The sequence below is a fragment of the Halomonas sp. A40-4 genome (assembly GCF_015767635.1).
GTDB classification, from domain to species: domain Bacteria; phylum Pseudomonadota; class Gammaproteobacteria; order Pseudomonadales; family Halomonadaceae; genus Vreelandella; species Vreelandella janggokensis.
In genome coordinates this window covers 1205144-1220914 of the sequence record NZ_CP065230.1, presented here as the reverse complement: position 1 = coordinate 1220914, position 15771 = coordinate 1205144, and the positions used below count along the sequence as shown (strand labels likewise).

Here is a 15771-nt window from a genome sequence, read left to right as displayed (position 1 = left end):
TTCAAACAATGCCAAAAACACAGGGGCGACAGCATGACCATTAAGAAAATTGCCGATAGCGGCCTAATGATCATGGTGATTTATTTAATTATTTTCGCCATATACGCTGCCGTACAGCCTTCTGCCCTTTCAGCTTATTCAATTCAAGGGTTGTTCAACAACTCCTTACCATTGATGTTAGCGGCTGCAGGCGCCACCTTTGTCATATTGCAGGGAGGGTTCGACCTTTCTGTGGCCGGTACTATTTCGCTGGTGAATTCTATTGTAGCGGTATTGCAGTTCGATGGTGCTCTCGGCGCTGTCGGCATTTTAGGGATCGCGCTGACGGTTGGCATATTAGTGGGTGCCATCAACGGCTTTGTCGTGGCTTATTTGAAGATCCAGGCTATTGCGGCAACTCTGGCGACCATGATCATTTGTCAGGGTATAGCGCTGCTAATTCTTAGGGCGCCAGGTGGCTATGTATCAGACTTCATGGCCTATGAACTTACCGGCAGTGTCTTTGAAGTGCCCGTCTCCATCATCATTGCTTTTCTGGTGGCAATGCTGTGGTTTGTGTTCCGCAGAACTAATGCCGGTCGTAACCTGCTGGCTATTGGTCAAGACGCCAAAGCGTCTGAGCTTTCGGGTATTGATGTAGCGAGAACGAAGTTCTTTTCTTTCTTATGGGCAGGTGCTTTTTATGCATTAGCGGCCTACTTTCTGGCGGCCCAGACGTCAACGGGCAGCCCTTCGGCTGGAGAGCCCTTCCTATTGCTTACTTTTGCAGCCGTGGCTTTAGGGGGAACAGCCTTTGGCGGGGGGCGAGGTGGCGTCACGGCCTCGCTCTTGGGCGCTGCGACCCTCGTGTTGATGCAGAAGTTTCTTTTCTCTGTTGGCGTTTCCTCTTTTTACACCGGAATGGTTCAAGGCCTGATCATGATCTTGGCAGTTCTATTCTCAGGTGCTGTTCAGTTCGTCGTCGACAAGAGGAATATCACATGAATCCTTCCTATGGCGTAACCGACAAACAGGACACGCGGCAGGCCCAACGGCTCAGTAGCACAACCATTGCGGTACTGACTATATACGGCTTGGTTGTACTCATGATCTTTGGTTCGCGCCTCGTTAGCCCATCGCTCGGTGGCATATCCCAGCTGATGACCGTCCTGTACCTGAGCAGCTTTCTGGTCATATGTGCCTTTGGCCAGGGGCTGGTGATATTGGTTCGTGGTTTGGACCTTTCTGTCGCATCGATGATTACTCTAGGTGGAGTACTGTCAACCACATTTATGCAGGGAACTAATGAGGGTCTCTACTTTATAATCCCTGGAATTCTGCTCATCAGTGCCATGGTGGGTGTGATTAGCGGGCTTGGGGTAACGCACTTATCTATTCCTCCTTTTATCATGACAATGGCGATGGGATTGATTGTATATAGCGTGTGCCTGGGTTTCACCGAAGGTACTCCGCGAGGGTTTCCGGCGCCCATGCTAAATGCTTTCATGCAAAATAAAGTACTCGGTGTGGCGTTACCGATACTACTCATGCTGGCATTTATTATTATTTTCACCATCCTACAGTCCTATTCTGCGTTCGGCCGAAAATTGAATGCCGTGGGCAATAATCCTGAGGCAGCTAATATCGCAGGCATTGCGGTAAAAAGAATGACCATCTCTGCGTATGCCATCTCAGCGGCCTGCAGTGCGCTAGCCGGAGTGCTTCTCGCCGCATATGCCAACGGAGCAACCCTGAGAATGGGTGATGATTATTTACTGCCTTCCATTGCTGCCGTTGTTGTGGGCGGATCTTCCATACTCGGTGGCCGTGGCAGCTTTCTCGGGACAGTCGGTGGAGCGTTATTGCTTACCACATTGAGCTCAATGCTTAGTGCATTGGGAGTTGGTCAAGGATGGAAAACAATTCTCGAAGGCATCGTCATTTTAGTCGCGTTAATAATGTTGCGTGAGCAAATATTTACTGGACTTCAGTCGATGCTTAAAAAAACCAATTGATGCCCTGAGGCAGGAGGTTTTATAGACTTAAAAAAAGATCATAAAAAATGCAAACGTTTTAAATTCAATACAAAGCTCTAGCTATAATCTCAAGACAACTGACCCGGGGGTCAACATGTCATTAATTACAAAGAAAAAGCACATCACGCTAGCTACTGCTCTAGGCGTTTCCATGCTAGCCGCAGGAATGCAGCCCGCTGAAGCCAAGACCGAAGATGGGAAATGGTTGATTTACCTTTCCCTCAGCTACTCAGGTAACTCCTGGCAAAGTGAAGCGGCTAATATTGTCAAGGCACTCGCCAAGACCCCACCTTACAACGATACCGTGGAACTCGTTGAGGTCATTTCTGGCACAGATCCACAATCGCAGATCTCCGACTACGAGAGCATGATCGCCAACGGGGCAGACGGCATCGTCAGCTTTCCCATATCCTCCAACGCACTGAATAGAACAGTTAGGCATGGCTGTGAACAAGGCGTGCTGTTCTTTATGTATGACGCCACGGTCACTGAACAGTGCGCCTATAACGTCAGCTATATCACCTCCGGATTTGGCGAGAATACGGCTCAGGCATTAGTCAACGAACTGGGGGGTGAAGGAAAGATTTTCCTATCACGAGGGGTTCCGGGCAACTCGGTCGATGAGCGCCATACCAATGGGGCCATGCATATCTTCAATCAATACCCCGGGATTGAGATCGCTGCCGAGTACTACAGTAATTGGGATGACCGAACGACGCAGCAAGAAACCTCCAAAGCACTTGCAGCGCACCCAGATGTTGACGGCATATGGGCACAGGCAGGCGAGTATGGGGCCATCCAGGCACTTCTACAGGCAGACGAAAACCGTCTGGTCCCTATGACGGGCGAAAACTCTAACGGCTTCCGCCTGGCGCTGGCCAATGAAGAATACCAGGCCAAAGGTCTCTCCGGCGTATCTGCCGGTTCCCCTCCTGCCCAATCCGGCCTTGCTTTTAAGTTGATGATGGAGATGCTGGAAGGCGAGCGTGATGAGCTTCCGGAAGATCAGCGGAATATACAATACCCACTCCCCTGGGTTACCGCTGATGACGTCAAGCTTTGTGAAGGGGATACCTTCGAGGACGGCTGTAACACTTTCCCTGGAGACAAAGTCCCGAGCTCTTTCGTGACCGAAGTTTTCAATCCTGAACTGCTTCCTGAACTGTCATTGGCGTCAGCACTGGAGGGCACCCCCACTCCTGGCGCGACCATCCAGCCGCTACCAGCTGATGTGATTGAAAACGCACCTAATGAACCCGGCATCAACTGCCGAAACTGCGATGCTCCTGAAAACCTTTATGAATTAACCACTGTGGAACCCACTGTTTCACCTTAAGGATAGAAGCCATTGTCGCCTAGGTGGCAATGGCTTGTAATCGAATTAAAGCTGATAGACACATTTAACCTTTTCGAGAGATAAACAATATGCCTATCGAATACTTAAAGCACGGAAAAGCGGAATCTGAAATTAATGATGATGATACAAAGATCCGCACAATTGTCGAGTCGACACTAAGTGAAATTGAATCGCGTGGAGACGAAGCAGTGCGTGAGTTATCAGAAAAATTCGATAACTACACGCCACCCAGTTTCAAACTAACCCAAGATGAAATTAATAACTTGATCGATGAATTATCACCCCAGGAACTGTCTGACATCAAGTTTGCCCAGGCGCAAGTCAAGCAGTTTGCCCAGGCACAACGGGATACGATGCTCGATCTCGAAGTTGAGCCTTTACCAGGCGTTATTCTTGGTCACAAAAATATTCCGGTTCAGTCTGTAGGTTGTTACGTACCTGGAGGCAAATTCCCCATGGTGGCCAGTGCGCATATGTCTGTGGCCACAGCATCTGTCGCCGGGGTCCCCCGCATAGTCGCCTGTACGCCCCCTTTTAAAGGCCGCCCTAATGCTGCCGTCATAGCCGCTATGCATTTTGGGGGTGCACACGAGATTTATGTACTCGGTGGTATCCAAGCAGTCGGTGCCATGGCTTTGGGTACTGAAACATTGTCCCCGGTACACATGTTGGTAGGGCCAGGTAATGCCTTCGTGGCCGAAGCAAAGCGCCAACTATTCGGCCGTGTGGGAATTGACCTGTTTGCCGGGCCAACTGAAACCATGGTGATCGCCGATGAAACCGTAGATGCCGAACTTTGCGCTACTGACCTCCTTGGGCAAGCAGAGCATGGGTATAACAGCCCAGCCGTTCTTGTAACCAACTCCCGTCAATTGGCCGAGGCGACGTTGCTTGAAGTCGAACGGATTCTAAGCATATTGCCAACCGCTGAAACAGCAGCAAAAAGCTGGGAAGATTACGGGGCGGTCGTCCTTTGTGACACCTACGAAGAAATGCTTGAAGTCGCCAACGATATAGCAAGTGAACACGTTCAAGTCATGACGGATAGAGATGACTGGTTCCTGGAGAACATGACCGCTTATGGCGCTCTGTTTCTTGGCGCTCGCACCAACGTCGCCAATGGTGACAAGGTTATCGGTACCAATCATACCCTGCCAACAAAGAAAGCAGGACGCTACACGGGAGGACTCTGGGTCGGCAAATTCCTCAAGACGCATAGTTACCAAAAGATTCTCACCGATGAAGCGGCCACTATGGTGGGTGAATACGGTTCCCGGCTCTGTATGCTGGAAGGTTTTGTGGGCCATGCAGAACAGTGCAATATTCGCGTACGCCGTTATGGTGGCGTTGACGTGCCTTATGGCACCCCTGCCCCCGTTGTACACAAGTAACATCAACAGAAACCAAGGAAACGAGACATGGTAGACGCCGAACAAAAGAGCATTAAGCAATCCGATATCAGTCGTATTACGGTTAAAGATATCGCAGTTGAGGCAGGCGTCTCCGTCTCTACCGTTTCCCGCGCACTGGCCAATGACCCTGTAATCGCGAAGGAGACCAGAGAGCGCGTCATGATGAAGGCAAAGGAAATGGGCTATCGACCCAATTTCTTTGCTCGAGGATTAATTCGTCAGCGCAGTGGTGTTGTGGCTCTGTTCGTAAACAATATTACCAACCCTTTCTACCCCGAAGTGCTCGTTAAGCTTTCACGTCGTTTGCAAAAGATGAAACTGCATACAATGATTTTCACTTCAGACGATGGAGTAGAAGACTCGGTGCCTGCATTACAGGAAATCAACCCGGATGTAGCAATCCTGCTTGCGGCCACTATGAAAGCAGATTACCTACAAGAATTTAATGACAGCAACACACCGGTCATCCTCTTCAATCGTTATGTTGCAGGTGCCAGCGCAAGTGCTATCTGCTGTGACAACACCGCCGGGGGCAGGCTGGTTGCAGAGCGTCTTGCCCAGTCCGGTTACCGGCATCTGGCTTTCATCGAAGGGCTGGCAACGGCAAGCACGAATGTGGACCGCTTAGCAGGTTATCTGGAGGGTATCGCTGCCTCTGGCCTACCTGACCCCGTTATCTATTCCGGGGGTGACTTCTCCTATGAAAACGGCTACGCCGGGATGCGGCAGCTTTATGCCAGGGATCAACGCATTGACGCAGTTTTCTGTGCCAACGACATCATTGCTGTCGGGGCCAGTGATTGTATCAGGCGTGAGCTGGGACTCAGGGTCCCAGAGGACATTGCGATCGTAGGATTTGATGACATTGCGTTAGCGTCATGGCCTTCGCACGACTTAACCACCGTTCGTCAGCCGATGGACGACATGATCGATTGTGTCATAACCGAAATACTGCGTTTTCAACAAAACCGCTCTGCGATGCCAAAGCAATACTTTATGCCGGGAGAACTGATTATTCGTGGCTCGGCAAATCTAGCCGATGGGAGGGTTAATGAATAATACCAATATACATGCAGCGCAGTGTGATATCTGGGAAATCCAGGATAGTACCGACTCTTTAAATGCGGTACCGCCGCCAGGTTATTCCCCCGAAACAGCGCAATACCTCACTGGCATAAGACCTGTCTATGACTCGCTAGGGCGCGTGATGGCGCAACTTTCAGGAATCTTTTTATTGTACTTGTCGAGCCAGCAGCGAGAGTTGCCGTTGGATCATAGCATGTTCAATTTGGCGAAGAAGCAGCTTGACGACTGCGCCGAGCAACTACGTGCTATTCGGGTTCCTTATAAAGCAGCGCGTCATCATGGGGCACTTTCAGAAATGTGCCAACACCTCCAGCAAGTCAGCAAGAGTATCGACAGCATCGGAACTCATCAAAGCAATATATTCGACGACATAGACACACGTCATGTAATGCGTCAATTAAACAAATCACAACAGTGCTTTATCGCCACATCAGAACCTGGTGCAAACCTTAGTCCGGTTGATTTTAGCCACGCCTGCTGTAGCTGTGGCGTATCAAAGGGTGCTTAGCCCTGCCAAAACTCTATAAGGAGAACAACATGGCAAATTATTCAATTCACGTCCTGGAGTATAGCTACGTTGCCAATTACCACAAAAGTGGCGTGCTCTACGGCGCACATAACGAAGGCTATGTAAAACTACCTTATTGCTACGTGCTGATACGCAGCAATGATCACGTAGCGCTTGTCGATGTGGGTTATAACCATAAAGACTATGGTCAACACCTTGCAGAGAAGTTTGGTGTCGAAAACTGGCGCTCACCAAAAGTGGTTTTATCAGAAATGGGGCTTACACCCGAGGATGTCGATACCGTCTTTATCACGCATGCTCACTTTGACCATTTTGGAAGTGTCGAGGATTTCCCAAATGCCACCTTCTATATCCAGCGAGAAGAAATAGAGAAGTGGGTATGGGCGTTGTCCTTGCCAGATCGCCTTCGCTGGCTGCTGATCGCTGTCGATCCCAGCGATATTTTGCGTGGGGTTAACCTTGCTGCCCAAGGAAAACTACGTACGGTTGAGGGGTCAGTCGAAGATGTTCTCCCCGGCATCGACCTTCATTTGGCCAAGGACAGTCACACTTTTGGTTCTATGTGGGTCACGGTACGCAATGACGGCAAGCCAGACTCTGAGGACACATGGGTATTAGCCGGAGACCTTGTCTACCAATTCAGTAATATTAAAAACGATGGCTCTGTGGTCGGGGTAGATACCATGTATACGCCTGTAGGCCTTGCAACCGGCAGTCAAATGAACCTGTTATTGGCTACCGAAGAAATGATGAAACAAGCAGATTACGATGACACTCGTGTCATTCCAATTCACGAAGAGGGCCTTGCTGACCGTTTCCCCTCACGTATCACGAAAGAAAATCTGCGCATCAGCGAGATTTGTCTGGCCGACAATATGTCTTCGGTGGTGTCATGAGCCAACATACTCAAACCGGGAATATGACCATTGCCATAGTAGGCACTGGTCTAGTGGGCCTGGGGTGGGCGATTGTATTCGCGCGGGCAGGCTTGCCCGTGCGTCTTCATGACAAGAACCCTGAGCAACTGAAGGATGCACCAAACCGGATGCAGCAGTCACTCAGGGATCTTGCTGGATATGGCCTGATCCAAGAATCTCCAGAGGAAGTGCTGGCGCGCTGCAGTTGCCACGAAGAGCTTGCAGAAGCGCTAGAAGGCGTTGATTACGTACAAGAGTCCGTACTTGAGCGTGTTGACGTTAAACAGGACCTTTATCAAACGATGGAAAGCTGCCTTGCTCCGCATACTATAGTGGGCTCGTCATCGTCGGGTATCCCGGCTTCAGCATTCACACAAGATATCTCATTCCGCTCTCGTTGCCTGATTGCCCACCCAGTCAACCCCCCTTACCTCGCTCCCATTGTGGAGCTGGTGCCTGCCAGCTGGACAAGCACTGATACGGTGGATGCTGTTCATCAGCTCATGAACCGCGTAGGGCAACATCCGATCCGAGTGAATCGTGAGCTGGAAGGGTTCGTACTAAACCGCTTGCAGGGGGTTCTCCTGCGTGAAGCATGGGCTCTATACGACGAAGGTTACTGCTCCCTTGAAGACATCGATGCAACCATCTCGAAAGGGCTAGGGTTGCGCTGGTCGTTCATGGGCCCTTTCGAAACGATTGATCTTAATGCACCCGGAGGCATTAGCGACTATGCCCAACGGCTGGGTGATCTCTACCTATCCATCGACAAGGAGCGGACCAATCCACAGCCCTGGAGTGATGAGCTGATTAGCAAGGTAGAGCATGAGCGTCGTCAACGTTTGGCAGCGTCGAAACTCATGGAACGGAGCAATTGGCGTGACAGGCGAATGATGGCGTTAGCCGCCCATAAGCAGCATCAAGAGGCTCAAGAATGACTACGGGTAACGAGTTGAACGGTTGGGAACCCAGCTTCCGCCTGGACGGGCGGCGTGCCCTGGTGACCGGGGCGGGCCGTGGCATAGGGAATGCCATTGCACAAGCTTACGCAGCGTCGGGCGCCGCGGTAACACTGTGTGCACGTACCGCTACCGAGATAGAAGAAACGGCGGAGCAACTATGCCAAGCGGGATACGCAGCCGACACGTTAGTTGCTGATGTCAGCGACGTGGAAGCACTTGCACAGGCACTTGATCGTCGTTCCAGCTACGACATACTGGTCAATAATGCAGGTACCAATCGACCTAAACCCCTGCCGGACATTACCACTGCCGATTACGATACTGTGATGGACCTCAATGTCCGAGCGGTTTATTTCGCCACTCAAGTGGTAACCAACCGAATGCGCCAAGAAGGAAAGAACGGGGTTGTCATCAACTTGTCGTCCCAGATGGGTCATGTCGGGGCGCCTAACAGAACGCTTTACTGTACTTCGAAGTGGGCACTGGAAGGGTTGACCAAAGCATTGGCTGTCGAACTCGCACCCTATGGCATACGCACCAATGCGATCTGCCCCACTTTCGTCGACACTCCCATGACCAAACCGATGTTCGAGGATCGCGAATTTCTCAGCCGTGTTCTGGCAAAGATTCCACTTGGACGACTGGCTGAAGTAGGTGACATTGTCGGGGTAGCCGTTTTCTTGGCTTCTGATGCGGCAGCCATGATGAACGGAAGCAGCGTACTGGTGGATGGCGGCTGGACGGCTGAATAGCTTTATTCGGGAAATCCAGACTTAGACAAGCCGACATTGCAAAGCAGGCCGTGCGGATCATCCGCATAGCGGTTGCTGAAGATAATGCCAGCTAGACGCTTTTATCTTCAGCAAGGAGTTCAATGTTAGGTGGCGGCCTTTCCTAGGGGTGACGTCGACGTCTTGGCGACAAGAGGCTGCGCACCCACTTCAGGAAGCCCGCTTTGTGGACGGCGTCAGTGCTTTGGACTGGAGAGTGACTCCACCAAGTTCTTCAGAAAGCTGTTTTACTCATCGTCTGATGGCGTTCTCACCGACATTCAAAGATCGGCTAGCTCACAACACTGTAACCTTATTCAAGCGCCAGACAGGAAGCTTCTTGTTTGAATTCTGACGTAAAAGATCATCGTTTACTGGTCATCTGACACCTCGCTTATGGTGGTGATATTACCACCTACGCTAGTGCCCAGAATTAGTGAATCACTACAGCCTGTCTGAACGCAATCGGCGCTACATCTCGACATCCAGGAGCGGCTTCAATTGTCGATACGCCAGCATTGAGTCAGGCTTAAATATAAGAATTGTTGTTTAGTACGTTCCCGGATAACTACCTCCATCCAGGAGAATATTTTGACCGGTCATATAACCAGCGTGCGCACTACAAAGGAACGCACAAAAGGCACCAAACTCTTCAGCGGTGCCGAAGCGCTGCGTAGGTATTTTTTGGCGAGAGGATTCACGAACACTCTCGTAATTTAGGCCGGACGATTGGGCGACGCCCTGTTGGGTATTCTTCAAACGATCAGTATCGAAAGAACCTGGCAACAAATTATTGATGGTTACATTTCGTCCGGCAAGTTGCGGCTGACGAGCCAAACCTGCTATGAAACCAGTTAGTCCACTCCGGGCACCATTGGATAGACCCAAAATATCGATGGGTGCTTTGACGGCTGCTGAAGTGATATTGATGACCCGGCCAAAGCCTCGTTCTGCCATGGAATCAACCGACGCTTTGATCAGCTCAATAGGTGTCAACATATTGGCATCGAGAGCATCTAACCAGTCCTGACGTGACCAATCTCGAAAATCCCCAGGAGGAGGACCACCCGCATTGGTGATCAGTATATCTATCTGCGGACATGCTGTTAGCGCGGAATGGCGAGTCTCTTCTAGCGCAATATCGCCAGCTACTGTGTAAACAGTGACATTTTGATTCAAGCGGCGCAGGTGTTCTGCCGTTTTCTCCAACGATTCAGAGGAACGTGCGTTGATGACGACATTCGCCCCCTCCCTGACTAGAGCCTCGGCACACCCCCTACCGAGGCCTCTACTCGCCGCACAAACCAGCGCCCAACGACCTGAAATTCCTAGATCCATTTGTGTCTCCTATGATCATTTGAAGATCAACTTAAAGGGATTGCTCAAGCATCCACTGATAATCCTTTTTACTCGCGATGCGCGGGTTAGTCTTATGAGTGTGATCAGCCAAGGCGCCTTTAATAATCTGGGGGAATAACTCTCGGGACAATCCCAATTCCGCTAGACCCACCGGTAAATCTAGACGCTTACTCATCTCCTTGATAGCAGGCCCTATCTCATCAGGCCCACCAAGCTGCATCGTCTGGGCAATGCGTTCAAGCTTCTGCTCTTGCTTTATGGAGTCACAGGAAGAATTAAAGGCAATCACAGCGGGCAGGAAAATAGCGTTGAGCGTGCCGTGGTGTAATCGCGGATCAATCCCCCCTAACGAATGGCTCAGACTATGCACACACCCCAATCCTTTCTGAAAGGCCATGGCCCCCTGCATTGAAGCACTCATCATGTTCATACGCGCCTCACGATCGCCGGGGTTGCGAGTTGCCTGCTCAATATTCAACCACCCACGTCGCAGGCCATCCAGCGCGATCCCATCCGCCGGGGGGTTAAAAGCGGCTGACATAAACGTTTCAAGACAATGAGATAAGGCATCCATACCTGTCGCAGCGGTCATTTTTGCAGGCAGGCCCAAGGTTAGCTCAGGGTCACAAATAGCTGATTTAGGCACCAAGTGTGGTGATAAAAGCCCTACTTTACGTCCATCTTCAAGTATCAGGATAGCGCCACGCCCTACTTCACTCCCTGTACCTGCGGTAGTCGGGATAGCGATCACCGGTGCCGTTGCGGCAGTGATTCGCTCGACACCTCCTTCAATCACTGCAAAAGATCTCATAGGTCCTTCATGGGTACCGCAAATGGCCACACCTTTGGCAAGATCAATAGAGGAACCACCACCAATGGCAATTAAGCCATCGAAGCCCCCTTCGCGATATTGAGCAGATGCCTGCCGAACGGCTGCTTCATTAGGGTTGGGAGGCGTTTGGTCATAGACCGCTGGATCAGGATTACGCAGGTGTTTCAGTACATGATCGACAATACCCGCCGCCCTGACACCTACATCGGTTACCACCATGGGGTGCCGAATGCCGAGGCGATCGCACTCCTGCTGCAGCAAAGATGAAGCTCCAAAATCAAACTGGATTTGTGTTACGTAATTGATTATTGACATTTAATTACCTTTTGAATTGTTAGTGTTTTTAACTAATAACCTACTTGTTCGCGACGAACAAGTACGGCAAAAATTGACTTAAGCACGCTGAGATAAACAAACCCTTGATAAATACTCACTTAAAGAATTCGAAGGCGATGTCAAAATAAAACTAAAGTATAAAAAATATGGTCATTGAACACAATGGTCATTAATGCTAGCTTGAAAATGCCAACCTACAAAGACACAACAACGAGGCTTACATGAAAACTACCAACAAGATGAGATCACTCAAGAGCATTTCTGCACTGCTGCTGCTGACAGCTTCAAGCTCAGTGCTTGCAGCCTACCCAGAAAAGCCTATTACGATCATCGTTCCATGGGCAGCTGGTGGCGGTACAGACGCTACTGCACGCACCATTGCCGCCGCATTGGAAGAACAATTGGACCAAACGGTGAATGTGGTGAACCGCACTGGTGGCAGCGGTGTTGTCGGTCATAGTGCTATGGCGAGCGCAAATCCAGATGGCTATACCTTGGGCCTAGCAACTGGCGAGCTCAATATGATGCACTGGCAAGGCCTTACCGATCTAACTTATGAGGATTTCACTCCGATCGGCCAAATCAACTTTGACTACGCAGGGATTCAAGTAGCCGCCGACGCCCCGTTCGACTCAGTCCAAGAATTAGTTGATGCCATTGCTGAAGAACCCATGGGTACCTTTAAAGCTTCAGGTACGGGCCAAGGGGGTGTATGGCATCTAGCCTTTGCTGGCTTCCTGATGGATCAGGGACTTGAAGCTAACCGTGTTACATGGATTCCCAGTCAGGGAGCGGCACCGGCTATGACCGAACTCGCTGCCGGTGGTATCGACATTGTTCCTAGCTCAGTTCCAGAAGCGCGCTCAATGATCGAAGCAGGCCGCGCAAAAAGCCTAGGCGTAATGGCACCAGAGCGCATAGACAGCTTCCCGGATGTACCGACCATTAAAGAAGCCGTTGGGAGCGATTACCTAATAGGTGAATGGCGCGGTATCACTGGCCCTAAGGGTATGGATGAAGACATCGTTGCAACTCTTGAGGAAGCGCTCGAAGCTGCTTATAACAGTGACACCTATCAAGACTTCATGGCTAAGCAAGGTTTTGGTACCGAGTGGCGTAATGCTGAAGAGTTCGGCGAGCTAATGGTCGAAATGGATGCGGTGTATGGCAAGATTGTTGAGAATGTTGGGCTAAGTCAATAAGAGGCTAAGAAATGAGAGACCTCCTCTTGGGTCTAGCTTTTATGCTGCTAGGCGCTGTCGTGATTACTGTCGCAAGTCAGTACCCTACGATGGCTAGCCTTCAATATGGTCCATCTCTGTTTCCCTCCCTCATTGGGGGAGGGTTTCTTATTGGTGGTTTCGTACTTTCAGCAATACAGCTACCAGCACTAAAAAGTCAGTTGTCTAGCAAAGATGACAGTATCAGGATGTTCGACTTCCGACCCATCCTTTTGTCACTTCTTCCTTGCGCACTAATTATATTCTATATATTCGCAAGCGAGTTTCTTGGGGCGGCTCTTTGCTTGGGCATCATAATGCTAGTACTAATGCTTGTTAAAAGGACCTCCTTAATCTTGGCATTGTGCGTATCAGTCATCGCGTCACTCGTCATTTATTTCATATTCTCGCGATACCTATTGATCCCCCTTCCTGAAGGGCTACTGAATTTTTGGGGTTAGATTATGGAAGCATTTCTGTTAGGGCTCCAGCTAGTCTTCAATGTAGAAACGATGTTGGTCATCCTAGCAGCAGCCATTTTTGGTGTTTTCGTGGGTGCTGTCCCAGGACTGACCGCCACTATGGCTGTTGCACTACTGGTTCCGATAACCTTTTACATGGACCCTACTCCAGCTATCGCCGCCATCGTTACAACGTCGGCAATGGCCATCTTCGCTGGAGATATTCCAGCCACCTATTTGAATATACCTGGAACGCCATCCTCTGCTGCCTATGTCGGTGATTCAAATTTATTAGCACACAAAGGCAGAGCTAGAGAAACTCTGGGTATAAATTTAATCTGCTCTGTATTTGGCGGTTTATTCGGAACGGTAATATTGGTATTTGTTTCCCCCTCACTAGCTGAGGTTGCGCTCCAGTTTAGTTCTTTTGAATATTTCTGGCTAGCACTTCTGGGTTTAAGCTGCTCTATCTTCATAGCAATTGGCTCCAGAGTTAAAGCCTTCCTCTCTCTAATGATCGGCTTGCTACTCTCGACAGTCGGATTGGACATGATGAGTGGCGCCCCTCGCTTCACTTTTGGAATCCCAGATTTAATGGGGGGCATCAATTTCATTCCGGTAATGATCGGTATGTTCGCCCTCAATGAGCTCATGCTGTTTTATGGTTCGAGCAATGAAAAAAGGAAGTTGCCTTATTTATCCAAAGACAGTGTTTTTAAGCAGGCACCCAGACATGTAAAGGCCTATTGGCGCAATATGATACGCGGCAGTTCGATAGGAACGTTGATCGGGGCCCTACCAGGTGCAGGTGCTGATATCGCTGCTTGGATCTCCTATGCAGTTGGCAAAAGCCGCTCTAAAGAGAAACAGGCCTATGGTACCGGTCATATCGAGGGCATTGTCGATGCCAGCTCCGCCAATAACTCCGGCATTAGTGGCGCCTGGGTTCCAGCGTTGGTATTCGGCATTCCTGGCGACTCGATAACGGCCATTGTGATAGGTGTGCTTTACATGAAAGGCATGAACCCCGGCCCAACCATTTTTATGGATGGGACCGGATTAATCTATGCCCTATTTATCGTGTTCTTTCTAGCAAATTTAATAATGTTGCCGATTGGCTTTGCAGCAATAAGATCCGCCAAGGTATTCATATTGACGCCCCGCAAGATCCTGATGCCAATCATTTTGTGCTTTTGCATTATCGGTGCCTTCTCGATCAATAACTCGATTACAGATGTCTGGATAATGCTTCTGATCGGTTTCATTGCCTCTATCCTCGTCAGGTGCGACTTCCCCATGGCTCCCGCAATTCTTGGCCTGGTACTGGGGACTACATTGGAAAACAGTTTCATGAGCTCCATGCTGAAGAGCAACGGCGATTTACTGAGCTTCTTTTCCCGCCCGATTAGCGCCGGTCTTGGTGCGCTCGTTATCTTGCTGTGGTTCTCTCCTTTGTTAACAATGGCCTACAGAAAAATCAAGAATAATCAAGCTGACAAAGCACCAAGAAATTCATGAAACGCTATACACCGAACCAATTGGAAGGTTGATTAAAAACGCGACAAATACTTCTCATGCTTTATTTTCTTTTAACGGTGACAAGCAGTAATGAGTAAACAAATAACCGTAGGTTTTATTGGCACCGGCATAATGGGTGCTCCGATGGCCGCAAATCTCGCTGAGGCAGGATATCAAGTACGGGCCTGGAATCGCAGCCCTGATAAAGTTCTAGCGCTGTCATCGTTGGGCATAGAAGTTAGCGAAACACCCCAGCACGCGACCGAGCAAGCAGACGTTGTTGTGGTGATGCTCAGTTCAGGGCCTGTTTGCGATGAAGTAATCCTTGGCCCCGGCGGATTGTTGGCATCAATGAAGCCGCACAGCACCTTGGTGGTCATGAGTTCGATCCCGGTCGAAACAGCCCAGAATCAAGCTCGTGCGGCTGCTGAGCAGAGCATTGGTTACCTGGATGCCCCCGTATCAGGTGGAGAACAAGGCGCCAAGGAAGCTAAGCTTGCGATTATGGTCGGTGGTGAAAATGATGTATTCGATCGGACGAGCGCCCTACTCAGTATCCTAGGGAAACCCGTGCGCGTCGGGCCGGCCGGAACCGGACAACTGGCCAAGTTAGCCAATCAATTAATAGTCGCTAATACCATCGCCACCGTATCAGAGGCCGTAATACTGGCCGAGCGTGGTGGCGCTGATCCGTCCAAGGTACGTGAAGCACTACTAGGTGGTTTTGCTGATTCAACCATATTGCAATCACATGTACCACGCATGATTGCTGACGATTTCATCCCCGGCGGCCCCTCTAAATGGCAGCTTAAAGATACGCAAACAGCCATGTCACTGGCCGAAAAACTGTCGCTTGAACTTCCTGTATCATCACTGGTTAATGAATTGTTCACTGACCTTGTCGCACACGGTGACGGTGAGCTTGACCATAGTGCCTTAATACGAGAACTAAAACGCAGAAACGGGATGTCAATATAGACAGGGTCTCACTAATTAA

15 protein-coding genes are annotated in these 15771 nt (G+C 50.0%); 13 read left to right on the top strand and 2 right to left on the bottom strand.

Annotated features, from left to right (window positions below; genetic code table 11):
* The first annotated feature begins 33 nt into the window (after nucleotides 1–33).
* From IT895_RS05720 to IT895_RS05680, 9 genes are all read left to right on the top strand, one after another.
* The gene (locus IT895_RS05720; RefSeq protein ID WP_199284986.1) at nucleotides 34–984 is read left to right on the top strand and encodes an ABC transporter permease; all 951 of its coding nucleotides are present in this window, start codon (nucleotides 34–36) and stop codon (nucleotides 982–984) included.
* Nucleotides 981–1994 (top strand): ABC transporter permease, encoded by a 1014-nt coding sequence (locus tag IT895_RS05715; protein ID WP_066315862.1) that lies wholly within the window; start codon nucleotides 981–983, stop codon nucleotides 1992–1994. Before IT895_RS05720 ends, IT895_RS05715 begins: the two co-directional genes overlap by 4 nt.
* 115 nt (nucleotides 1995–2109) lie before the next feature.
* Nucleotides 2110–3351, top strand: coding sequence for a sugar ABC transporter substrate-binding protein (locus tag IT895_RS05710; protein ID WP_066315864.1), 1242 nt, complete (start codon nucleotides 2110–2112; stop codon nucleotides 3349–3351).
* An 89-nt stretch (nucleotides 3352–3440) separates the two neighbouring features.
* A complete protein-coding gene (gene hisD, locus IT895_RS05705; protein ID WP_199284985.1) occupies nucleotides 3441–4763 on the top strand; it encodes a histidinol dehydrogenase in 1323 nt (440 codons plus the stop codon).
* Nucleotides 4764–4790: 27 nt separating this feature from the next.
* Nucleotides 4791–5843, top strand: a complete 1053-nt coding sequence (locus IT895_RS05700) for a LacI family DNA-binding transcriptional regulator (RefSeq protein WP_199284984.1) — start codon at nucleotides 4791–4793, stop codon at nucleotides 5841–5843.
* A complete protein-coding gene (locus IT895_RS05695) occupies nucleotides 5836–6378 on the top strand; it encodes a hypothetical protein (protein ID WP_199284983.1) in 543 nt (180 codons plus the stop codon). The genes IT895_RS05700 and IT895_RS05695 overlap by 8 nt, the downstream gene beginning before the upstream one ends.
* Nucleotides 6379–6407: 29 nt before the next feature.
* Nucleotides 6408–7295 (top strand): N-acyl homoserine lactonase family protein, encoded by an 888-nt coding sequence (locus tag IT895_RS05690; RefSeq protein ID WP_066315868.1) that lies wholly within the window; start codon nucleotides 6408–6410, stop codon nucleotides 7293–7295.
* Nucleotides 7292–8254 carry a 3-hydroxyacyl-CoA dehydrogenase gene (locus tag IT895_RS05685; protein ID WP_233337380.1) on the top strand — a complete coding sequence of 321 codons (963 nt, stop codon included), beginning with the start codon at nucleotides 7292–7294 and terminating at the stop codon, nucleotides 8252–8254. The genes IT895_RS05690 and IT895_RS05685 overlap by 4 nt, the downstream gene beginning before the upstream one ends.
* Nucleotides 8251–9030 carry an SDR family NAD(P)-dependent oxidoreductase gene (locus IT895_RS05680; protein WP_199284982.1) on the top strand — a complete coding sequence of 260 codons (780 nt, stop codon included), beginning with the start codon at nucleotides 8251–8253 and terminating at the stop codon, nucleotides 9028–9030. The genes IT895_RS05685 and IT895_RS05680 overlap by 4 nt, the downstream gene beginning before the upstream one ends.
* A 567-nt stretch (nucleotides 9031–9597) precedes the next feature.
* Here IT895_RS05680 and IT895_RS05675 read toward each other — a convergent pair.
* Together IT895_RS05675 and IT895_RS05670 are read right to left on the bottom strand one after the other, a co-directional pair.
* Complete coding sequence (locus IT895_RS05675; protein WP_199284981.1) at nucleotides 9598–10386, bottom strand: SDR family oxidoreductase; 789 nt, start codon at nucleotides 10384–10386, stop codon at nucleotides 9598–9600.
* 31 nt (nucleotides 10387–10417) lie between these two features.
* Nucleotides 10418–11554 (bottom strand): iron-containing alcohol dehydrogenase, encoded by a 1137-nt coding sequence (locus tag IT895_RS05670; protein ID WP_199284980.1) that lies wholly within the window; start codon nucleotides 11552–11554, stop codon nucleotides 10418–10420.
* A 242-nt stretch (nucleotides 11555–11796) separates the two neighbouring features.
* On the opposite strand from IT895_RS05670, the gene IT895_RS05665 reads away from it, so the two are divergent.
* The 4 genes from IT895_RS05665 (at nucleotide 11797) to IT895_RS05650 (ending at nucleotide 15752) form a co-directional block, all read left to right on the top strand.
* Complete coding sequence (locus IT895_RS05665; RefSeq protein ID WP_199284979.1) at nucleotides 11797–12777, top strand: tripartite tricarboxylate transporter substrate binding protein; 981 nt, start codon at nucleotides 11797–11799, stop codon at nucleotides 12775–12777.
* Nucleotides 12778–12788: 11 nt separating this feature from the next.
* Nucleotides 12789–13256: a tripartite tricarboxylate transporter TctB family protein gene (locus IT895_RS05660; protein ID WP_199284978.1), complete on the top strand. Its 468-nt coding sequence runs from the start codon at nucleotides 12789–12791 to the stop codon at nucleotides 13254–13256.
* Nucleotides 13257–13259: 3 nt separating this feature from the next.
* Nucleotides 13260–14774, top strand: coding sequence for a tripartite tricarboxylate transporter permease (locus IT895_RS05655; RefSeq protein WP_199284977.1), 1515 nt, complete (start codon nucleotides 13260–13262; stop codon nucleotides 14772–14774).
* 90 nt (nucleotides 14775–14864) lie between these two features.
* Nucleotides 14865–15752 carry an NAD(P)-dependent oxidoreductase gene (locus tag IT895_RS05650; protein WP_199284976.1) on the top strand — a complete coding sequence of 296 codons (888 nt, stop codon included), beginning with the start codon at nucleotides 14865–14867 and terminating at the stop codon, nucleotides 15750–15752.
* The last annotated feature ends 19 nt before the right edge of the window (nucleotides 15753–15771 follow it).